This is a genomic window from Cellulomonas sp. McL0617 (genome assembly GCF_049994875.1).
Lineage (GTDB): Bacteria > Actinomycetota > Actinomycetes > Actinomycetales > Cellulomonadaceae > Cellulomonas.
In genome coordinates this window covers 743,424-764,064 of sequence record NZ_CP188256.1, presented here as the reverse complement: position 1 = coordinate 764,064, position 20,641 = coordinate 743,424, and the positions used below count along the sequence as shown (strand labels likewise).

Here is a 20,641-nt window from a genome sequence, read left to right as displayed (position 1 = left end):
CAGGACACCCAACAGTCTCCCAGGCAAACCTGTGGGGCTCGAACCCATGCAACGCTCGGGAGGGGCGAAAGGTTTCCGCCTTCAGCGGATCGTCCGGCGTCCCACAGCGGGTTCTGTCGCGCCACTACGCTGGTCGAAGACCGCCCGAGAGAACCCGTAGGAGGCAGCCATCTCCACCGACAAGGCCCAGAGCTGGGTCTACTGCGAGGAGTTCGTGCCGGAGGACGACGTCCTGCTGCGCGCGCGTGAGCGGGCCGGCCAGCTCGGCTGCACGCCCGTCCTGCCGGGCTCGGGTGCGGCGCTGACCGTCCTGGCCGCCACGGTGTCCGCCCGGGCCGTCGTCGAGATCGGCACGGGTGCCGGCGTCGGATCGCTGTACCTGCTGCGGGGCATGCCGGCCGACGGCGTGCTCACCACGATCGACCTCGAGCTGGAGCACCAGCGCGCGGCGAAGGAGGCGTTCGCCGAGGAGGGCATCAAGCCCACCCGCACGCGGACGATCCCCGGCCGGGCGAGCGAGGTGCTCCCCCGCCTGACCGACGGCGCGTACGACCTGGTGTTCGTCGACGCCGACAAGGAGTCCTACCCGCAGTACGTCGAGCAGGCCGTGCGGATGCTGCGGTCCGGCGGCGTCCTGGCGGTCGACAACGCGCTCTGGCACGACCGCGTGGCCGACCCGGCGCGACGCGACGAGACGACGACGATCATCCGCGAGGTCGGCCGGACGGTGCGCACCGACGAGCGGCTCGTGTCCGCTCTGCTGCCCTCCGGCGACGGCCTGCTCGTCGCGGTCAAGCGGTGAGCTCCACCACCGCCAAGGCCTCCACCGCAGGCGCCGTCATCCTGACGCTCGGCGCCGGCCAGTTCCTCATGACCCTGGACAGCTCGGTCATGAACGTCGCGATCGCCACCGTCGCGGCGGACGTCGGGACGACCATCGAGGGCATCCAGACGGCGATCACGCTCTACACGCTGGTCATGGCGATGCTCATGATCCCGGGCGGCAAGGTCGGCACGCTGATCGGCCGCAAGCGCGCGTTCGCCATCGGCTGCGTGATCTACGGTGCCGGCTCGCTCACCACGGCCCTGGCGCCCAACCTGCCGGTCCTGCTGCTCGGCTGGTCGCTGCTCGAGGGGATCGGTGCGGCCTTGATCCTCCCGGCGATCGTGGCCCTCGTCGCCAGCAACGTGCCGGTGTCGGGCCGCCCGCGCGCCTACGGCCTGGTCATGGCGGCCGGGGCCGTCGCAGTCGCCCTCGGCCCGCTCATCGGTGGCTTCGCGACGACCTACTTCTCGTGGCGGTGGGTGTTCGCCGGCGAGGTCGTGGTGGTGCTGCTCATCCTGCTGCGGACCCGCAAGATCTCCGACCCGGAGACCGAGCGCGGCCCGAGGCTGGACGTCGTCGGCGCGATCCTGTCCGTCAGCGGGCTGGGGCTCGCGGTGTTCGGCGTGCTCCGCTCGAGCTCCTGGGGCTGGGTCATGCCGAAGCCCGGCGGCCCGGCCGTCCTGGGTCTGTCGCCGACGATCGTCCTCGTGCTCGTCGGCGTCTTCGTCATCTGGCTGTTCGCCGCCTGGGAGCGCCGCACGGTGAGCCGCGGGCGCGAACCGCTCGTCCGGCTCGAGATGTTCGGCAACCGCCAGTTCACCGGCGGCCTGCTCATGTTCTTCTTCCAGTTCCTGGTGCAGGCGGGGCTGTTCTTCACCATCCCGCTCTATCTGTCGGTCGCGCTGGGGCTGTCCGCGATCGACACCGGCCTGCGGATCATGCCGCTGTCCATCACGCTCCTGCTCGCGGCCGCCGGCATCCCCCGGTTCTTCCCGAACGCGTCGCCGCGTCGCGTGGTCCGGCTCGGGCTGCTGTCGATGTGCCTGGGGATCGTCTCGCTGTTCACGGCCATGGAGTCGTCGGCGGGTCCGGAGATCGTCACCGTGCCGCTGCTGCTGGCGGGCCTCGGGATCGGCGCGCTGGCGTCCCAGCTGGGCAGCGTCACGGTCTCGGCGGTGCCGGCGGACGAGAGCGACGAGGTGGGTGGCCTGCAGAACACCGCGACCAACCTGGGCGCGTCGCTGGGTACCGCGCTCGCAGGCTCGATCCTCATCGCGATGCTCACGTCGTCGTTCCTGGCGGGGATCGCGCACAACGAGGCCGTCCCCGCGGAGGTGTCCAGCTCCGCGAGCGTCGAGCTGGCCGCCGGCATCCCGTTCATCTCCGATGCCGCGCTGGTGACCGCGCTCGAGGACGCAGGCGTGAGCGGCGACGCCGCCACGGCGATCGTCCACGAGAACGCGCAGGCGCGGCTCGACGGTCTGCGCAGCGCACTCGCCGTGCTGGCTCTCATCGCCGTCGTCGGGCTGTTCTTCACGGGCCGCATGCCGGCCGAGCAGCCGGGATCCGAGAAGAAGGCGGTCGTCGCGGCAGCCTGACCGGTCGGTGCTCGACGATCAGCGCAGGTCGTCGAGGTAACGCAGCAGCAGGCGTGCGCCGAAGCCGGTGGCCCCCTCGCTGACCTCGTGCCTGTCCGAGGTGGAGCGGGCGGGACCGGCGATGTCGAGGTGGGCCCAGGTGCGGGTCCCGACGAAGTGCCGCAGGAACAGTGCGGCCGTGATCGAGCCGCCGCCGATCTTCTTGTCCAGCGGCACGTGACGCAGGTCGGCGACCTGCGAGCGCACCGCCTCCTCGTACTCCTCGACGAGCGGCATGTGCCACGCCCGCTCGCCCGACGCCTGCCCCGCCGCCACGAGGTCCTCGACGAGCAGCGGGTCGGCGGAGTAGAGGGCGGCGTGCTGCTTGCCCAGGCCGATGGTCGCGGCGCCCGTGAGGGTCGCCACGTCGATGAGCACGTCCGGGTCGAGGGTCGCGTCCGCCCAGGCGAGCGCGTCGGCCAGCACGAGGCGTCCCTCGGCATCGGTGTTGGCGATCTCGACGGTGGTGCCGCCGAACATCGTCAGCACGTCGCCGGGCCGGTACGAGGACGCGCCGACGTGGTTCTCGGCCAGCGGCAGGACCGCCGTGACGCGGTGCGCGACGCCGTCCGCGGCGGCCCCCAGGACGGTGGCCAGCGCCACCGCCGCCCCGGTCATGTCCGTCTTCATCGGGACCATCGCGTCGCTGGGCTTGATGGACAGCCCGCCGGTGTCGTACGTGATGCCCTTGCCGACGACCACCACGTGCTTGCCGGAGCCCGGTGTGAACGTCGCGGGCGTGTAGCCGACGGTGACGAGCCGCGGCGGCGACACGGACCCGGCCCCGACGGCCAGGATCCCGCCGAACTCGCCGAGCTCGCGTGGACCGCGGACCGCCACGTCGAGCCCGGCAGCGGTGCCGAGCCGGCGTGCCTGCTCGGCCATCCATGCCGGGTTCTTGGTGTTCGAGGGCGTGGTCGCCAGGTCCCGGACCAGCCACGTGGCCGTCGCAGCCGTGCCGGCCGCGGCGATCGCTGCCGCCGCGCGGGTGCCGTCGCGACCGAGCAGGACGAGCTCGGCGGGTTCCTTGGTGTCGTCGTTCGCCGTGATGCGCAGCGGCGCGTACGCGGCGAGCAGGTAGCCCTCCGCGACGGCACGCGCCGCGGCCGCAGCCTGCGACGCGGTCTGCCGCGCCTCGGCGCCGATGGTGGTGACCACCCGACCCAGTCCGCGGGTGGCGCGCGCGAGGGCGGCACCCGCCCGTCGCAGGTCGTCGGGACGCCCGGCGCCGACGCCGACCAGCACGAGCCGGGGCGGCAGACCGGCCCACGGCAGGGCGACCGAGGAGCCGACCGGGCGCGGGAGCTGCAGGACGTAGAGGTCCCCGGGGTTGCCCGCCAGGCGGGCGCGCTCGCCGATCTCGGCGAGGTCGATGCCGTAGCGGGCGGCAGCGTCGGCGGTCCCCTCGCCGGGGACCAGCGCGTCGTCGCCGGCGCGCGCGGGCGAGACCGGGATCGCGACCGCGTCGGTCGCGCCGTCCGTGAGCAGCGTCGACGTGGCGATCGTCCCGCCGGCGAGCGTGACCGCCGGGAGCGTCCGCCCGATCCGGTCGGTCGATCCCCCTGAGCGTGCCATCGTCAGCTGACGACGGACGTCAGGGCCTCACCCAGCTCCGCGGCCTCGGTCGCGTTGAGCTCGACCACGAGCCGTCCCCCGCCTTCGAGCGGCACGCGCATGACGATGCCGCGGCCTTCCTTCGTGACCTCGAGGGGGCCGTCACCGGTCCTCGGCTTCATCGCGGCCATTCGGGGCGTCTCCTTCGCTCGTGCGTCCGGGCTGCGTGCGGCCAGTGTCGCGGGCGCGCTCGCGCGCACCTCACGTCTGCCTCGGCTGCCGGTTGTCCGGGATCCATCCTAGTTCACAGGATGGCCCTCACCTTGACCGATGCCGTCGCTGCCCCTCGATCGGACGGATGTCCAGGAGATCGGGCGTCGATCACGGGGGCCAGTCGGGCCCCGCGTTGGCCTGCCACATCTCCCGGACCCAGAGGAACTGCAGCCCGAACATGAGCAGCAGGACGCCCACGAACCACCACCGCCGGGCCGCCGCGGGGCGCGTGACCACACCCGCGGTCACGGCACCGAGCGGGTACGCGAGCAGCAGGAAGCGGGCGAGGCTGCTGCCCGGCTCGACGACGGCCGCGATGTAGACGACGTAGGCCGCCGCCCAGCTGTGCAGCTCGTTGCCCAGCCGCCAGGCCGCCGGCACCACGAGAACGGCGATCACCAGGGCGAAGCCCAGGACCACCACGGGGATCGCCAGGTCGCCGAACCAGAAGTTCGGGACGTAGGTCCAGCCGTAGAACGGCGCCACGCTCCGCACGCCCCGCCACGCCTCCTGCGTCTGCAGGTACCCGTCCGACACGCCGGTCACCCACCCGCAGACGGCCGGCCACAGCAGCCCGGACGCCGCGGACCAGACGGTCAGCAGCCCCAGACCCACCGCGGTACGCCAGGTGAACGTGTCGGTCTGCCGGCGCGCGTTCCACCAGCGCACCGCCGCGTGCACGACCACGACGGCTGCCATGGGCAGGGCGACGGCCCGTGTGAACCCGAGCGCCAGCACGGCGACAGCCATCCAGGCGTAGTGCCGCCGGATCAGCAGCAGCAGCGCGGCCGCGATCAGGGCCAGGGCGAGGGCCTCGGAGTAGGCCGTCTGCAGCACGGCGGCGGTCGGGAAGACGCTGACCAGCGCGACCGTGGCGAGCGGCAGGCCGGGGCGCGCACGGACCGCACGCGGCGCGCCCTGGTCGACGGCCCGGTAGATCAGCAGCATCGCGACGGCACCCAGGAGCAGCGCGACGGTCGGCGCCGCGACCTCCCAGGGCAGCCGGGTGATCTCCATGACGCCCCGCGTCAGGAACGGGAACAGCGGGTAGAACGCCCAGGCGTTCTGCTGCACGTCGCCGGCCGCGCCCACGGGCAGCTGCGCGGGGTAGCCGCTCTCGGCGATCTGGCGGTACCAGCTGCCGTCGAACATGAACCCGACGTACGGGAAGTAGCCCGGGTGCGGTCCGGTCCACGCGTTCTGGCCCTGCACGGAGGCCACCCAGAGGAAGACGACGGTCGTGGCCAGCCGCGCTCCCGCATAGACGGCGAGCACCTGCACCCACCACGGCCGTGTCCGGGACCAGTCCCACAACCGTGCGGCGCCGGTCGGCTCGGCCACGGCTGCGTCGCTCACACCAGTCCTCTCACCGTCCTGGCGGGGGCTCGGTCCCCGCGGATCGTGGCGACCATATCGAGTGTCCGGCGGGTCGCGCGCACGTCGTGCGCCCGGAACACCCGCGCCCCGAGCCAGGCCGCGACGGCGGTGGCGGCCAAGGTCCCCTCGAGCCGGTCCTCCGCGGGCAGGTCCAGGCTCTCGCCGACGAAGTCCTTGCGGGACAGCGCCATGAGCACCGGATGGCCGAGCGCGACGAGCGCCTCTGTGCGGCGGACCAGGTGCAGGCTGTGCCAGGTGTTCTTGCCGAAGTCGTGCGTGGGGTCGACGAGGATGCTGCCCGGGTCGATGCCCAGCTCCGTCGCCCGGCGCGCCGCGGCGGACACCGTGCGCACCACGTCGTCGAGCACGCCGTCCAGCGGGTCGCCGCCCGGAGTCGCGGGGTACTCGACGCGGAACGGGTCGGTGCGCGGCCGGGCGCCGCCGGTGTGCGAGCAGACGATCCCGAGTCCCCGCTCGGCCGCGACCTCGACCAGGCCCGGGTCGTGGCCGGCCCACGTGTCGTTGATGAGGTCCGCGCCCGCGTCGGCGGCGGCGCGGGCGACCTCGGCGCGCCAGGTGTCGACGGAGACCAGCAGCTCCGGGTGTCGTCGACGCACCCGCTCGACCAGCGGGATCACACGGGCGATCTCCTCGCCGGGCTCGACCCGCGGCCCGCGGCCCGCACGGACCCCGCCGAGGTCGACGATGTCGGCACCCTCGTCGACCGCGCGCGCGACGGCGTCGTCGGCCGTGGCGTCGTCGTACCGGGCGGGAGCGTAGAACGAGTCCGGCGTGCGGTTGACGACGGCCATCACGACCGGGCGGTCCGGGCCGATCTCGCGGCCCCGCAGGCGAAGGGGGGCGCCCGCGAGGGGGACCACGCTCACGGGCTCTCCGGCGACTGCTGCGCGAGCGCGGTCTCGGCGGCCGCCCGTTCCTCCTCCGCACGCAGCTCCGCGCCGCGCGCCAGGACCGCCGCGACGGCCTCCTCGGCGGTGTCGACGAGCTTGATCAGCTCGAGGTCGGCGCTGCCGACCATCCCCCGGTCCAGGACGGAGCCGACCACCCAGTCGAGGAGACCCTGCCAGTACGCGCGCCCGACGAGGACGATCGGGAAGCTGATCACCTTGTGCGTCTGGACCAGCGTCAGGGCCTCGAACAGCTCGTCGAACGTGCCGAAGCCACCGGGCAGCACGACGAAGCCCTCGGAGTACTTCATGAACATCGTCTTGCGCGCGAAGAAGTACCGGAAGTTCACGCCGAGGTCGACGAACGCGTTCATCCCCTGCTCGAACGGCAGCTCGATGCCGAGCCCGACCGACAGCCCGCCGGCACCTTTGGCGCCCCGGTTCGCGGCCTCCATGATCCCGGGACCGCCACCGGTGATGACCGCGTACCCCGCCTGGGCCAGGCGTCCGCCGACCTCGATGCCGATGGCGTAGTCGGGGTGGTCGACGGGTACGCGAGCGGACCCGAAGACACTGACCGCCCGACCGACCTCCGCGAGCGCCCCGAAGCCCTCGACGAACTCGCTCTGGATGCGCATGACGCGCCAGGGGTCACCGTGCAGCCAGTCCGCTTCCTCGGAGCCGCTGCTGAGCAGCCGCTGGTCGGAGGTGGTCTTGGGGATCTGCTGGCCGCGCAGCAGGACCGGGCCCCTGCGGTAGCCGAGCCCCGGTGCGGGCTGACCGTCGTCGCTCATGCCCCGACTCTAGGTGCGCCGACGGCCCGGCACCGGCCATCCGTGCGGCCGGTTCAGGTGGTCAGCCAGTGACGGAGGGCGGCGTGGACGAGCGTGATCTGGCCGACCGTGACGTGCTCGTCGCGCGTGTGCGCGAGCAGCGGGTCGCCGGGGCCGAAGTTCACCGCGGGGATGCCGAGCTCAGAGAACCGGGCGACGTCGGTCCAGCCGTACTTCGGAGCGGGCCGGCCGCCGGTCACGGACAGGACCGCGGCCGCGAACTGCTGGGCCGCCGGAGCGTCCAGGCCGGGCCGCGCGCCCGCGGCGGCGTCGGTGAGCACGACGTCGTAGCCCTCGAACACCGCGCGCACGTGGGCCTCGGCCTGGGCGACCGACGACGAGGGCGCGAACCGGTAGTTCACCGTCACCACGCAGGCGTCCGGGATAACGTTCGCGGCGGTCCCGCCGCCGATGAGCACGGCGTTGAGGCTCTCGCGGTACACGAGGCCGTCCACCTCGACGGACGCCGGCTCGTACGCCTCCAGCCGCCGCAGCACCTCGCCCGCGGCATGGATGGCGTTGCGACCCATCCACGCGCGAGCGGAGTGGGCGGCCACGCCGGTCAGCCGGACCTCGACCCGCAGCGTCCCGTTGCAGCCGCCCTCCAGCCCGCCGTTCGTCGGCTCGCCCAGCACCGCGAAGTCGCCGCGCACCCAGTCGGGATGGTTGCGCACCAGCCGACCGAGGCCGTTGAGGTCCGAGTCGACCTCCTCGTGGTCGTAGAACACCCACGTGACGTCGTGCGTCGGTGCCACGAGCTCGGCGGCCAGCGCCAGCTGGACGGCCACCCCGCCCTTCATGTCGACGGTCCCGCGCCCCCACAGCTCGGCCAGAGCGCCCTCTCCCACCAGCCGCGTCGGCAGGTTGTCGGCGATCGGCACCGTGTCCAGGTGCCCCGCGATCACGGCACGCGTGGGTCGGCCCAGGCTCGTGCGGGCGACGACCGCGTCACCGTCCCGCAGGACCTCGAGGTGCGCGTACCCGCGCAGCGCCGCCTCGACGGCGTCGGCGATCGTGCGCTCGTCGCCGCTGACGGACGGCATGTCGCAGATCGCCTGCGTGAGCGCGACGGGGTCGGTGGACAGGTCGAGGTTGACGGAGGTCTCGGGGGCCACGACGCGACCCTAGCCCCACCCGGTTGACCTAGGGTTGCTGCCATGACTTCACGGAAGGCCTGGGCAGACGGCCTGGCGACGGTGACCGACGACGGCACCACGCTCGACGTCTGGTACCCCGCACCTGCGCTCGGCGAGCCCGCGACGGGCGCCGAGACGCCCGCCGAGCTGATCGCGGCCGAGGGCAAGGACGACGCCCGCGCGGTACGCATCCAGGTGGTGCGCACCGTGGTCGACCTGGACGCACCCCCCGCCGACACGGCCGACGCCTACCTGCGCCTGCACCTGCTGTCGCACCGGCTCGTCGCACCGCACGCCCAGAACCTGGACGGCATCTTCGGGGTGCTGCCGAACGTCGTCTGGACCGACCGCGGCCCGTGCGCCGTCGAGGGGTTCGAGGCGACGCGCGGCCGGTTGCGCGCGACCACCGGCGTCCCGGTCACCGTGCTGGGCGTCGACAAGTTCCCCCGGATGGTGGACTACGTGGTCCCGTCCGGCGTGCGGATCGCCGACGCCGACCGGGTGCGCCTGGGCGCCCACCTCGCCTCCGGCACGACCGTCATGCACGAGGGGTTCGTCAACTTCAACGCCGGCACCCTCGGCACGTCGATGGTCGAGGGACGCATCTCGGCCGGCGTCGTCGTCGGCGACGGCTCCGACATCGGCGGCGGCGCCTCGATCATGGGCACGCTGTCCGGCGGCGGTCGCGAGGTCGTCTCGATCGGCAGCCGCACCCTGCTGGGCGCCAACGCGGGCGTGGGCATCCCGCTCGGCGACGACTGCGTCGTCGAGGCCGGCCTGTACGTCACGGCGGGGACCAAGGTCACTCTCCTTGCTCCGGCCTCCGGCTCGGCGCCGGCTGAGCCCACGGTGGTCAAGGCGCGCGAGCTCGCGGGCCGCGACAACATCCTGTTCCGTCGCAACTCGCTGACCGGCGGCGTCGAGGCGGTCGCGCGCGCGGGCTCGGGCGTCGAGCTGAACGCGTCGCTGCACGCCAACGCGTGAACGCTCGTCGTCGTCGTCGGCGCGCCCGGTCCGGCGGGCCTCGTCGGCGCGGTGGGTGTGCCGTCGTCGCGGCGCTGGGCGTGCTGGCGCTCGGGGTCGCGGGCGTGGTGTGGTTCCTCTCCCGGACCCACCCGGCCGCACCCGTCGCCGAGCGGTGCGTCGCCACCGTCGACGGCACGAGCTGGGCGCTGTCCCCGGCGCAGGCCGACAACGCCGCGCTGATCGCCGGGATCGCGGTCAGCCGCGAGCTGCCCGCGCGCGCCGTGACGATCGCGTTGGCGACCGCCCTGCAGGAGTCGAAGCTCATCAACGTCGAGCACGGCGACCGTGACTCGCTCGGCCTGTTCCAGCAGCGCCCGTCGCAGGGCTGGGGCACCGCCGAACAGGTGCAGGACCCCGTCTTCGCGACCGGCACCTTCTACGACCACCTGCTCAAGGTCCCCGGCTTCGAGACCATGGAGATCACCAAGGCCGCCCAAGCGGTCCAGCGGTCCGGCTTCCCCGACGCCTACGCCCAGCACGAGGGCACCGCGCGCGCGTGGGCATCGTCGCTCACCGGCTTCTCGCCCGGCGCCCTGACCTGCACGCTGCACGACGCGGCACCCACCACCGCCGACGCCGTCGTCGCGCGCATCCAGCGCGACCTCGGCTCCGACGTACCGGTCCAGGTCACCCCGACGGACGGCGGAGCCACCCTGACGTTCCCGACCGCGGCCGTCACGTCGGTCGAGGGTCAGCGCGACTGGGCGCTCGCGCAGTGGGCCGTCGCGGTCGCGCAGCCGCTCGGTCTGACGTCGGTGACCGTCGGCGACCAGACCTGGGACCGGTCCACCGGCACCTGGGCCACGTCGAGCGCCCCGGTCCCGGCCGGCACGGTCAGCCTGACGATCACGACGGTGTAGTGATACCGGTGGCCGGTACCGACGACTGTCCCGTCGGTGCCGACGGCCGGAGCGCGGACGGCGAGCGCGGGCGTCGCGGTCGCGTCAGCGGGTCTCGATGCCCGCGTAGTCGCGCTCGACGGCGCCCGTGTAGATCTGCCGGGGGCGGCCGATCTTCGTCTGCGGGTCGGTCATCATCTCGCGCCACTGGGCGATCCAGCCGGGCATCCGGCCGAGCGCGAACAGGGGCGTGAACATCTCCTCGGAGAAGCCCATCGCCTTGTAGATCAGGCCCGTGTAGAAGTCCACGTTGGGGTAGAGCTTGCGCGAGATGAAGTACTCGTCGGAGAGTGCGATCTCCTCGAGGCCCATCGCGAGGTCGAGCAGCTCGTCGTTGCCGCCGAGGGCGGACAGGACCGAGTCGGCGCTCTTCTTCACGATCGCGGCGCGCGGGTCGTAGTTCTTGTAGACGCGGTGCCCGAAGCCCATGAGGCGGACGCCGGGCTCCTTGTTCTTGACGCGCTTCATGAACTCCGTCGCGTCACCGCCGTTGGCCTGGATCTCGGTGAGCATCTTCAGCACGGCCTCGTTGGCGCCGCCGTGCAGCGGACCGGACAGCGCGTTGATGCCCGCCGCGACCGACGCGTACAGGTTGGCGTGGCTGGAGCCGACGATGCGGACCGTCGACGTCGAGCAGTTCTGCTCGTGGTCGGCGTGCAGGATGAGCAGCTGGTCCATCGCTGCGACGACCTTCGGGTCGGCCTCGTACGGCTGGTACGGCACTGCGAACGTCATGCGCAGGAAGTCCTCGACGTACCCGCGCGAGTAGTCGGGGTAGAGCAGCGGCTCACCCTTGGACGCCCGGTGCACGTAGGAGGTGATCGTGCGCGTCTTGGCCAGGATCAGCACGGTGGCCAGCTCGATGGTCTCCGGGTCGAACGGGTCCAGCGACTCCGGGTAGAACGCCGCGAGCGCGTTGAGCGCCGACGACATGACCGTCATCGGGTGCGCGTGCCGCGGGAACGTCCCCATGAACGTGCGGAAGTCCTCGTGCACCATCGTGTGCCGGTTCACGCGCTCGACGAACGCGTCGAGCTCGGCCGGCGTCGGCAGCTCGCCGTGGATCAGCAGGTAGGCGACCTCGAGGAACGTCGACTTCTCGGCCAGCTGCTCGATGGGGTAGCCGCGGTAGCGCAGGATCCCCTCGTCGCCGTCGATGTAGGTGACCTTCGACTCGCAGGACGCCGTGTTCATGAACCCGGGGTCGACCGTGACCAGACCCGTGTCGCGCAGGAGCGAGGAGACGACGATGCCGTCGTTGCCCTCGGTCGCGGTCACGATCGGCAGGTCCTTGGACTTCCCGTCGACGATCAGCTGGACGGGTACGTGAACCAACCCAGTGGCAACGTCCGACATGGTGTTCCTCTCCTGCGGCGGCTCGGTGGCGGGATGTCCGCGAGTCCTTGCCGCCAGCTGATGGCCGCCGTTCGGCGTGCACGTTCCGGCCCCCGTTGGCCTTGATCGACGGTACCTGCGCAAGACGTTCCGTGACCAATCTTGGACGCGTCGTTGGGGCTGTGACGACGATCACAGGGTGTTGGGCGGGGTTGCGTCAGGCCCCGGCAAGGCGCGCGGCGGCTTCGGCGATGCGTTCGTCCGTCGCCGTCAACGCCGCCCGGACGTGCCGCGGTGCGCCGTAGAACGCGCCCGGCGCCACCAGGATGCCCAGCGAGGCGAGGTCCGCGACGGTCGACCAGCTGTCCTGGTCACCACCCTCCGGGCGGACCCACAGGTACAGCCCGGCGTGCGAACCGTCGATCGTGTACCCGGCCTGCTCGAACGCGGCGCGCAGGGTGGTCCGGCGGTGTCGGTACCGCTCACGCTGGTCCGCGACGTGCGCGTCGTCGGCCAGCGCTGCGGTGGTCGCAGCCTGCACGGGTCCCGGCACGATCATGCCGGCGTGCTTGCGCACCTCGAGCAGCTCGCCGACGAGCGCCGGGTCCCCCGCGACGAACGCCGCGCGGTAGCCGGCGAGGTTGGACTGCTTGGACAGCGAGTACACCGCGAGCAGCCCGGTCAGGTCGCCACCGGTCACGCGTGGGTCCAGCACGCTCGGGATGCCCTGCGAGGCCCACGGCTCGGCCCAGGCAAGCTCGGCGTAGCACTCGTCGGAGGCGACGACGACCGGTCGCCCGTCGCGAGCCGCTGCGGCCCGCGCCGCGTCGACGATGCGGGCGAGCTCCTCGACGCCCAGGACCTCGCCCGTGGGGTTGCCCGGGGAGTTGAGCCACACCAGGCGGACGCCACCGTCGGCAAGCCGCGTCGCCGGGTCGTCCGTCGGCTCCGGCGTCGCGCCCGCGAGCCGCGCGCCGACGTCGTACGTCGGGTAGGCGGCCGACGGGTGCAGGACGACGTCGCCGGCGCCGAGGCCGAGCAACGACGGCAGGAACGCGACGAGCTCCTTGGAGCCGATGGTCGGCAGCACACCCGCCGGGTCGAGCCCGCGGACCCCGCGTCGCCGCGCGAACCAGTCGACGACGGCCTGCCGCAGCTCGGGCGTGCCGGCCGTCGTCGGATAGCCAGGCGAGTCCGCCGCGGCCGCGAGGGCCTCCCGGACGACCGACGGCGTCGGGTCGACGGGCGTGCCCACCGACAGGTCGACGATGCCGCCGGGGAACGCGGCGGCGCGTTCCTTGTGCGGCGCCAGGGTGTCCCAGGGGAAGTCCGGCAGCGCGCCGGTCAGCAGGCCCATCGAGCAGGCGTCACTCGCCGTGCACGCGCAGCGGCAGCGTCGCGATGATCGGGTGGTCCTTGTCGATCTCACCCATCTTCGCGGCACCACCGGGCGAGCCGAGGTCGTCGAAGAACTCGACGTTCGCCTTGTAGTACTCGGTCCACTGCTCGGGGACGTCGTCCTCGTAGTAGATGGCCTCGACGGGGCACACCGGCTCGCACGCGCCGCAGTCGACGCACTCGTCGGGGTGGATGTACAGCGACCGCTTGCCCTCGTAGATGCAGTCCACGGGACATTCCTCGATGCACGCCTTGTCCTTGACATCAACGCAAGGTTCGGCGATCACATACGTCACGGTCGGTCCTCCACAGTGGCCGGGGGTCGCTCCTAGTATCGCTCACATGACCGCCCCCGCGATCGCCTGTCCACGGAGCGTGCCGTGAGCGACGCCACGTGGCGCGCCTGGTCGCCGGGGGTGCGGGTGGTCGTCCGACGGCTTCGCGACGACGGGCCCGCGGCCGGCGAGCCGCGGCACACCGACGTCCTCGGGGAGGTGCTGGCGGTCGACGACGAGGGCGTCGTCGTCCGCACCCGCCGAGGCGACGTCCGGGTGCCTGCCGCGGACATCGTCCTGACGAAGCAGGTGCCGCCGCCACCCGCGCGACGGCACCCGGCGTCCGACTAGCCCGTCGGCGCGGTGGCCGGCGCAGGTCCGCAGATGATCTTGTTCTGCGGCTTGTACGTCCAGGAGTTCGACTCGGTCTTCTTCAGCTCGCCGTTGAGCGACGTCTTGCGCGTCACGGTGACCTTGAACCCGGGGTTGCCGGCCGAGGAGGCCTCGCACGTGGGCGACTGCGAGTAGACGGTCGTCGGCTGGACGACGTTGCTGCGCGGGCTGGTGATCGACTCCACGGACCAGTACTTGGTGCCCCACACCCGCACGTAGACCCGGTTGTTCGCCACCCAGGCCTGGACCAGGGCGCCGTACGGGGTGTTGTTCTTCCAGCGCATGTCGAGCGTGCCCGTGAAGATCGTCGCCTCGCGACCCTCCGGGTAGCGCGCGAACCACTCGCTGTGCGGCTTGTGCTCGATGTCCTCGAACCCGGCCAGGAACGCGGCGTTGTAGGTGGTGGTCGAGACCTGGCTCAGCCCGCCGCCCCACGCGTCCGTGTGCTCGCCGCTGACGATCGCGCCGGCCTCGACGAACCCGTGCGCCGCGTCGAGCGGCCCGAGCGCGTCGGTCAGGCTGAACGTCTCGCCCGGCTTGATGAGCGTGCCGCTGATCTTGCTGGCGCCGTTGGTGATGTTCACCGTGCGGCGCGGCTCGCTGGTCAGCGGCGTGTCGAACTCCGAGACGATCTCCTTGATCCCGAGCGCCTCGAGCGCGGCCGTCGACTGCGACGGGTCCGCCTGGCTCAGCTCGACGGTCGCGGAGCGGTTGTCGGAGACCGCCGCCGTCGAGACCGCCGTGGCGACCGCCTTGGGGTCGAGCGTCGTGCCCGGCGTGCCGGGGACGATCACGGGGGCGTCGTTCACGAACTCGAAGTGGGCGTCCGCGGACGGCTGCAGCAGCCCGGGCAGCTGCGCCACGACCGCCGCCGTGAGGCCGTCGCCGTTCATCTGCAGGACCAGGGCCCCGTCGGTCGGCACATAGGCGCTGTTGGCGGCGAGGGTCTTCGCGTCGAGCGACGCCACCTGCCCGTCGACCGTCACCGAGACCGGCGCCGAGGTCACCTTGGTCGCTTCGGTGAGGGCCGCGTCCGTCTCGTCCTGCGTGATGGCGGGCGCCGCGGCCGTCGTCGGCAGCTGCAGGGGCCGGGGGGCGTCGAGCCAGCCGTCGGAGACGACCTTCGCCGACCCCACAGGGTCCAGGTCCCAGCCGTCCACGGCGGCGGTCGACTGCGCCGTCGCGTCGACGAAGACGATGGTGCCGTCGACGGGCAACAGCTGCAGCGCCGTGCCCAGGCCGTCGACCGACGCCGCGAGCTTCTTGGCGTCGACGGCCGTCACGGGCTGCTGCGCCCCGACTCCGACGATGTGGTCCCAGAGCTGCTTCGGGTGTCCGAGGTCGACGCCCGTCAGCCCGTCGACGGTGGCTTGCGCGTCGAACGTCAGGCCGGCCGCGACCGGGTCGAGCGTCGCCTGGGTGTCCTGCGCCACCACGGGGATCGGCTTGGTGGTCTGGTCCGCGAGCTCGGTGTCGAGCCGGGTCACCGCGGCCGCCGACTTGAGGCCGCCGATGTCGACCCCGGCGACGCTCGCCCCCCGCGGGACCGTGTCGGCCACCGCGTACGACGCGGCCACGTACCCGGCGCACAGGACCAGCAGGATGCCGCCGACGATCGCCAGCCGACGCGGCCAGCGACGACGGCGGTCCTCCGGCTCGAACACGTCGAAGGGCGACGGGGTGCGCTCGCTCGACGGCACCCGGCCGGCGTTGATCGTGCCGGAGGCCGCCGCGGCGGCGGCCGTGACGGGCGCGAACGCGCTCGCGGGTGCGGGTGCGGGTGCGGGGACCGGTGCGGGTGCGGGGACCGGTGCGGGTGTGGCGACCGGCGGGATCACCGCGGTCGGGGCCGCGGCTTCAGCGGGCGCAGGCTTGGCCGCCGCCGCGGGCGTTCCAACCGGCACCGTCGTGTCCGCCGACGCAGCGTTGGCGACCGGCACACGCTGGACGACGGGCGCGACTGCCGCCGGCGCAACCGCGGCGGCAACCACGGGCGGAAGGACCTCGGTCCGGTCGTCGGCGGGCTCCGCCGTCCCGGCAGCAGCCGGCGCGTCGGAAGCAACCGACACGTCGGCAGCAGCGACCTCGTCGGGAGCAACCGGCTCGCCGGCGTCACCGGTCTGGTCGGCAGCGGTCACCTCATCGGAGGCGGCCGGCTGGTCGGCAGGAGCCGCCTCATCGGAAGCAACCGGCCCCTCGGACGCAGCAGGGGGGCCGGAAGCAACGGGCTCGTCGGCAGCAGCCGCCTCGTCGGCAGCGGTCGCCTCATCGGAAGCAACCGGCTCACCGGCGTCACCGGACTCGTCGGCAGCAGCCACCTCATCGGAGGCGGCCGGCTCGTCGGCATCAGGCGCCTCCTCGGAAGCAACCGGCTCGGCGGCAGCAGCCACGTCGCCCGAAGCGGCCAGCTCGCCGGCACCAGCCACCTCATCGGGCTCGACCGGCTCGGCGGCAGCAGCCGCGTCGTCGGAAGCGGCCGGCTCATCGGAAGCAACCGGCTCGTCGGCGGCGGCCGGCTCATCGGAAGCAACGGGCTCGGCGGAGCCCGACGTCTCGGCGGACACCACAGGGTCGTCGGAGTCGTCGGGCTCGGCCGCCGCTGCCTCGTCGGGCGTCTCCGGCTCGGCGGCCGAGTCGTCCGGTGCGGGCGCGGCGGGTGCCTCGTCGACACCCTGGTCGGCGTCGAGCGCCGAGTCCTCGGCGGCCGTCGTCGGGGCCCCGCCCCAGACGGGCCAGACCGGGTCCGCGACCACGCCGGCGCCCGACGTGGGGCCTCCGCCACCTGCTCGTCCGGACCCGTCCTGCTCGGTGCCGTTGCTCATACCGCTCCCCTGCTGCTCCTCGCGCACACAACGCGCCCGCGCGATTCTACGTGGCGGAGCGGGCTGTCCCGACGACCAGATCGCGCGCCGGGCCGTGATTCACAGCAGGTCGACGCCCGGACGACAAAGGGATCCGGACCAATCGGACACCGTCAGCGGACGGGCCGGACACGACCGCGCAGGTGCACCAGTCCCCCGGCGCCCGGTTCACCCTGCTCGGCGGCCAGCACGTCGCCGACGACCACGTCATGGTCGCCGGCGCGGTGGATCGCCGACGTCCGGCAGTCGAACCAGGCCGCCGCGCCGTCCACCCACACACCACCGGACAGCGGCGACGCGCGGTGCGGGACCCGCGCGAGCTGGTCGAACGCGGGTCGCCCGGGTGAGGCCAGCCAGTCGGCGGTGTGCGCCTGGTCGTCGGCGAGGATGCTCACGGCCCACGTCTCGACGTCGTCCAGGGCGTCGCGGAACCGTGCGTCGACGTGCACGCAGAACAACAGCATCGGCGGCTCGAGCGACACGGACGCGACCGCACTGGCGGTCATGGCGTGCACCGTGTCACGCCAGCGCAGGGTGACCACCGCGACCCCGGCCGGCAGCCGGCCGATGGCCGACCGGAAGTCGTCGGCGGACAGGTCGGGGCTCACAGCGGGACGTCCGGCTCCCCCGCGACGTCGGCCGTGGGAACGGGCGTGCCGGGCCGCGGGGGCAACGGTTCGGCCGAGAACCAGCCGCGCGGCAGGAGCATCGCGACCACCGCGAGCACGATCGAGCCGCCGATCCACACGAGCCCGATCGTCTGGCCCGACGGCAGCAGGACGTCGCCGCCCGGACCCTTCTGCGACAGGACGAGCTCGGTCGCACCCAGGGCCACGACGAAGCCGATCCACGCGACAAGGCCACCGAACGCACGGACCGTGGTGGCGGCCGCCAGCACGAGCGCCAGGCTGAGGACGAGGCCCCACGGCTGCAGGCTGCGGTGCATGATCGTGCCGATCGCGCCGACGACGAAGCCGGCGACGACGGTCAGGACGGTCTTGCCCAGCAGGACCACGGGAGTGCGCACGCGGTCAGGTTATCCGGCGGACGCCGGGCGGCCACGCACCGTCGAGGTCACCGACCACCCGGTACGTCTCGACCGGCAGGAGCGGCGCGAGCACCTCGTTGCTCAGCGCGTAGCACCCCACCAGCGCCACCTCGTCGTCGACCGACCGTACGGCCTGCACCTGCGTGCCGTGCGCGCGCAGCGCGGCCAGCACGCGATCGCGCACCGGCAGGACGTCGACCGCCAGGTTCACCTTGTCGTCCGGCACTGCGACCGACGGCAGCGGACCGCCGGCGTCGGGGCGACGCAGTGGACCGTCGAGGACGACGTCGGCGAGGGCCGCATACCCGGCGCGCAGGGCGTGCTCGCCCTGGACCGCCATCAGCAGCAACGGCGCCGGGTCCACCAGCTCGAGCGCCCGCCGGGTCACCTCGTGCGCCCGGACGTGGTCCGGATGGCCGTAGCCGCCGCCCGGTTCATAGGTGACGACGACCGACGGGCGCCGCTCGCGCAGGACGTGGGCCAGCCGCTCGGCGGCGTCCTGCGGGTGCACGCCGACGAAGGCGTGGGGCGGGACCTCGTCGGCGAGTGCGGCCTGCCCGGTGCCCACCCACGCCATGCCCGAGTCCTCGAACCGGTCCTCGGACACGCCGGGTACCTCATCGAGGAACACGTGGTCGCGCACACCCAGCGCGGCCAGCGCGTCCGCGAGCTCACCCGTGCGGTGCGCGGCCAGGGCCGAGCCATCGCCCTCGAGGTGCGCGAGCGCCTCTCCGATGACCTCGCCGCGCTCCCCTCGGGTGCACGTGACCACCGTCGTCGGCAGACCGGCGCGCGCCCAGGTTGCCAGCAGCGCGCCGGTGCTCAGCGACTCGTCGTCGGGGTGCGCGTGCACCGCGACGAGGCCGCCGAGCGACATGACGTCAGGCGCGCTTGGAGCGGGCCGTGATGCGCGCGCGCTCGGTCTGGTCGAGCACGACCTTGCGGATGCGCACGACCGTCGGCGTCACCTCGACGCACTCGTCCTCGCGGGCGAACTCGAGCGACTCCTCGAGCGTGAGGTTGCGCGGCGGGATGAGGTTCTCGAAGTTGTCCGCGGTGGCCGACCGCATGTTGGTCAGCTTCTTTTCCTTCGTGATGTTGACGTCCATGTCCTCGTTGCGCGAGTTCTCGCCGACGATCTGGCCCTCGTAGACCTCCTGCGTCGGCTGGACGAAGAAGGAGCCACGCTCCTGCAGGTTGATCATGGCGAACGGCGTGACGGGACCGGAGCGGTCAGCGACGAGCGAGCCGTTGATGCGGGTCTCGATCGGGCCGGCCCACGGCTCGTAGCCCTCGGCGATCGACGATGCGATGCCGGTGCCGCGCGTGTCCGTGAGGAAGCGCGTGCGGAAGCCGATGAGGCCGCGCGCGGGCACCAGGAACTCCATGCGGACCCAGCCGGTGCCGTGGTTCGACATGGTCTCCATGCGACCCTTGCGCTGCGCGAGCAGCTGCGTCACGGCGCCCAGGTACTCCTCGGGGACGTCGATGGTCATGCGCTCGACTGGCTCGTGCGTCTTGCCGTCGACCTTCTTGGTGACCACCTGCGGCTTGCCGACGGTGAGCTCGAAGCCCTCGCGACGCATCTGCTCGACCAGGATGGCGAGCGCGAGCTCGCCGCGGCCCTGGACCTCCCACGCGTCGGGACGCTCGGTGGGCAGCACGCGGAGCGAGACGTTGCCGACGAGCTCCTTGTCGAGGCGGTCCTTGACCTGGCGGGCGGTGACCTTGTGGCCCTTGCCGCCGCGGCCGGCCAGCGGGGACGTGTTGATCCCGATGGTCATCGAGATCGCCGGGTCGTCGACCGTGATCATCGGCAGCGGGCGCGGGTCGTCCGGGTCGGTCAGCGTCTCGCCGATGGTGATGTTCTCGATGCCGGCGACGGCGACGATGTCACCGGGGCCCGCGGAGTCGGTGCTGACGCGCTCGAGAGCCTTGGTCTCGAGCAGCTCGGTGATCTTGACGTTCTGCAGCGTGCCGTCGGCCTTCGCCCACGCGACGGTCTGACCCTTGCGGATCGTGCCGTTGAACACGCGGAGCAGGGCGAGTCGGCCGAGGAACGGCGACGCGTCGAGGTTGGTGACGTGCGCCTGCAGCGGCGCGCCCTCCGTGTAGGTGGGCGCGGGGATCCGCTCGAGGATCGTCTTGAACAGCGGCTCGAGGTTCGGGGAGTCCGGCAGGCCGCCGTCCTCGGGCTGGTTCATCGACGCGCGGCCGGCCTTGGCCGCGGCGAACACGACGGGCACGTCGAGGATCGCGTCCAGGTCCAGGTCCGGCACGTCCTCGTGCAGGTCGGACGCGAGGCCGAGCAGCAGGTCCGTGGCCTCGTGCACGACGTCGGTGATGCGCGCGTCGGGCCGGTCCGTCTTGTTCACGACGAGGATCACGGGCAGCTTGGCGACGAGCGCCTTGCGGAGCACGAACCGCGTCTGGGGCAGCGGGCCCTCGGACGCGTCGACCAGCAGGACGACGCCGTCGACCATGGACAGGCCGCGCTCGACCTCACCGCCGAAGTCGGCGTGGCCCGGGGTGTCGATGACGTTGATCGTGATGCCGTCGGGCTGGCCGACCTCTGCCGCCGCGGGACCCGTGTACCGGATCGCCGTGTTCTTGGCGAGGATCGTGATGCCCTTCTCGCGCTCCAGGTCGCCGGAGTCCATCGCGCGCTCGTCCACGTGAGCGTGGGAGCCGAACGAGCCGGACTGCCACAGCATGGCGTCGACGAGCGTGGTCTTGCCGTGGTCGACGTGCGCGACGATCGCGACGTTGCGCAGGTCGGCGCGCACGCTCGTGCCGGTCGGCGCAGACGTGGGCTCAGACATGGGGGAACTCATCTCAGAAGGTGGGGAGCGCGCCGGGTCG

General features: G+C 72.7%; 19 protein-coding genes. 5 read left to right on the top strand and 14 right to left on the bottom strand.

The window, feature by feature from the left end:
• The first annotated feature begins 169 nt into the window (after positions 1-169).
• Together ACPPVS_RS03510 and ACPPVS_RS03505 are read left to right on the top strand one after the other, a co-directional pair.
• Positions 170-802 carry an O-methyltransferase gene (locus tag ACPPVS_RS03510; RefSeq protein ID WP_426595871.1) on the top strand — a complete coding sequence of 211 codons (633 nt, stop codon included), beginning with the start codon at positions 170-172 and terminating at the stop codon, positions 800-802.
• Positions 799-2,424: an MFS transporter gene (locus ACPPVS_RS03505; RefSeq protein ID WP_426594600.1), complete on the top strand. Its 1,626-nt coding sequence runs from the start codon at positions 799-801 to the stop codon at positions 2,422-2,424. Before ACPPVS_RS03510 ends, ACPPVS_RS03505 begins: the two co-directional genes overlap by 4 nt.
• An 18-nt stretch (positions 2,425-2,442) precedes the next feature.
• Here ACPPVS_RS03505 and ACPPVS_RS03500 read toward each other — a convergent pair whose 3' ends face one another.
• From ACPPVS_RS03500 to dapE, 6 genes are all read right to left on the bottom strand, one after another.
• Positions 2,443-4,038 carry a leucyl aminopeptidase family protein gene (locus tag ACPPVS_RS03500; protein ID WP_426594599.1) on the bottom strand — a complete coding sequence of 532 codons (1,596 nt, stop codon included), beginning with the start codon at positions 4,036-4,038 and terminating at the stop codon, positions 2,443-2,445.
• A 2-nt stretch (positions 4,039-4,040) separates the two neighbouring features.
• Positions 4,041-4,208, bottom strand: a complete 168-nt coding sequence (locus tag ACPPVS_RS03495; RefSeq protein ID WP_013772033.1) for a DUF3117 domain-containing protein — start codon at positions 4,206-4,208, stop codon at positions 4,041-4,043.
• A gap of 190 nt (positions 4,209-4,398) precedes the next feature.
• Positions 4,399-5,646: a hypothetical protein gene (locus ACPPVS_RS03490; RefSeq protein ID WP_426594598.1), complete on the bottom strand. Its 1,248-nt coding sequence runs from the start codon at positions 5,644-5,646 to the stop codon at positions 4,399-4,401.
• Positions 5,643-6,554: a dihydropteroate synthase gene (gene folP, locus ACPPVS_RS03485; protein ID WP_426594597.1), complete on the bottom strand. Its 912-nt coding sequence runs from the start codon at positions 6,552-6,554 to the stop codon at positions 5,643-5,645. The genes ACPPVS_RS03490 and folP overlap by 4 nt, the downstream gene beginning before the upstream one ends.
• Positions 6,551-7,369: a TIGR00730 family Rossman fold protein gene (locus tag ACPPVS_RS03480; RefSeq protein WP_426594596.1), complete on the bottom strand. Its 819-nt coding sequence runs from the start codon at positions 7,367-7,369 to the stop codon at positions 6,551-6,553. Before ACPPVS_RS03480 ends, folP begins: the two co-directional genes overlap by 4 nt.
• A 53-nt stretch (positions 7,370-7,422) precedes the next feature.
• Positions 7,423-8,451 (bottom strand): succinyl-diaminopimelate desuccinylase, encoded by a 1,029-nt coding sequence (gene dapE / locus ACPPVS_RS03475; protein ID WP_426595870.1) that lies wholly within the window; start codon positions 8,449-8,451, stop codon positions 7,423-7,425.
• 114 nt (positions 8,452-8,565) lie between these two features.
• Between dapE and dapD the strand changes: the two genes are divergently transcribed.
• Positions 8,566-9,528: a 2,3,4,5-tetrahydropyridine-2,6-dicarboxylate N-succinyltransferase gene (gene dapD, locus ACPPVS_RS03470; RefSeq protein WP_426594594.1), complete on the top strand. Its 963-nt coding sequence runs from the start codon at positions 8,566-8,568 to the stop codon at positions 9,526-9,528.
• A complete protein-coding gene (locus ACPPVS_RS03465; RefSeq protein WP_426594593.1) occupies positions 9,525-10,430 on the top strand; it encodes a hypothetical protein in 906 nt (301 codons plus the stop codon). The genes dapD and ACPPVS_RS03465 overlap by 4 nt, the downstream gene beginning before the upstream one ends.
• A gap of 84 nt (positions 10,431-10,514) precedes the next feature.
• Here the strand turns inward: ACPPVS_RS03465 and ACPPVS_RS03460 are convergent, their stop codons facing one another.
• The 3 genes from ACPPVS_RS03460 to fdxA all read right to left on the bottom strand — a co-directional run bounded on the left by ACPPVS_RS03460 (position 10,515) and on the right by fdxA (position 13,498).
• Positions 10,515-11,825, bottom strand: coding sequence for a citrate synthase (locus ACPPVS_RS03460; RefSeq protein ID WP_426594592.1), 1,311 nt, complete (start codon positions 11,823-11,825; stop codon positions 10,515-10,517).
• A gap of 196 nt (positions 11,826-12,021) precedes the next feature.
• Positions 12,022-13,161 carry a succinyldiaminopimelate transaminase gene (dapC, locus tag ACPPVS_RS03455; RefSeq protein ID WP_426594591.1) on the bottom strand — a complete coding sequence of 380 codons (1,140 nt, stop codon included), beginning with the start codon at positions 13,159-13,161 and terminating at the stop codon, positions 12,022-12,024.
• A gap of 10 nt (positions 13,162-13,171) precedes the next feature.
• Positions 13,172-13,498 carry a ferredoxin gene (gene fdxA, locus ACPPVS_RS03450; RefSeq protein ID WP_426594590.1) on the bottom strand — a complete coding sequence of 109 codons (327 nt, stop codon included), beginning with the start codon at positions 13,496-13,498 and terminating at the stop codon, positions 13,172-13,174.
• Between the two features lie 84 nt (positions 13,499-13,582).
• Between fdxA and ACPPVS_RS03445 the strand changes: the two genes are divergently transcribed.
• On the top strand, positions 13,583-13,828 hold the full coding sequence (locus tag ACPPVS_RS03445) for a hypothetical protein (protein ID WP_426594589.1): 246 nt from the start codon (positions 13,583-13,585) through the stop codon (positions 13,826-13,828).
• Here the strand turns inward: ACPPVS_RS03445 and ACPPVS_RS03440 are convergent.
• From ACPPVS_RS03440 to typA, 5 genes are all read right to left on the bottom strand, one after another.
• The gene (locus tag ACPPVS_RS03440) at positions 13,825-16,692 is read right to left on the bottom strand and encodes a VanW family protein (RefSeq protein WP_426594588.1); all 2,868 of its coding nucleotides are present in this window, start codon (positions 16,690-16,692) and stop codon (positions 13,825-13,827) included. The genes ACPPVS_RS03445 and ACPPVS_RS03440 overlap by 4 nt on opposite strands.
• Positions 16,693-16,844: 152 nt before the next feature.
• A complete protein-coding gene (locus ACPPVS_RS03435) occupies positions 16,845-17,339 on the bottom strand; it encodes a flavin reductase family protein (protein ID WP_426594587.1) in 495 nt (164 codons plus the stop codon).
• The gene (locus ACPPVS_RS03430) at positions 17,336-17,758 is read right to left on the bottom strand and encodes a hypothetical protein (RefSeq protein ID WP_426594586.1); all 423 of its coding nucleotides are present in this window, start codon (positions 17,756-17,758) and stop codon (positions 17,336-17,338) included. The genes ACPPVS_RS03435 and ACPPVS_RS03430 overlap by 4 nt, the downstream gene beginning before the upstream one ends.
• 4 nt (positions 17,759-17,762) lie before the next feature.
• Positions 17,763-18,656, bottom strand: a complete 894-nt coding sequence (locus tag ACPPVS_RS03425) for a PIG-L family deacetylase (RefSeq protein ID WP_426594585.1) — start codon at positions 18,654-18,656, stop codon at positions 17,763-17,765.
• Between the two features lie 4 nt (positions 18,657-18,660).
• On the bottom strand, positions 18,661-20,601 hold the full coding sequence (gene typA / locus ACPPVS_RS03420; RefSeq protein WP_426594583.1) for a translational GTPase TypA: 1,941 nt from the start codon (positions 20,599-20,601) through the stop codon (positions 18,661-18,663).
• Positions 20,602-20,641 lie beyond the last annotated feature (40 nt).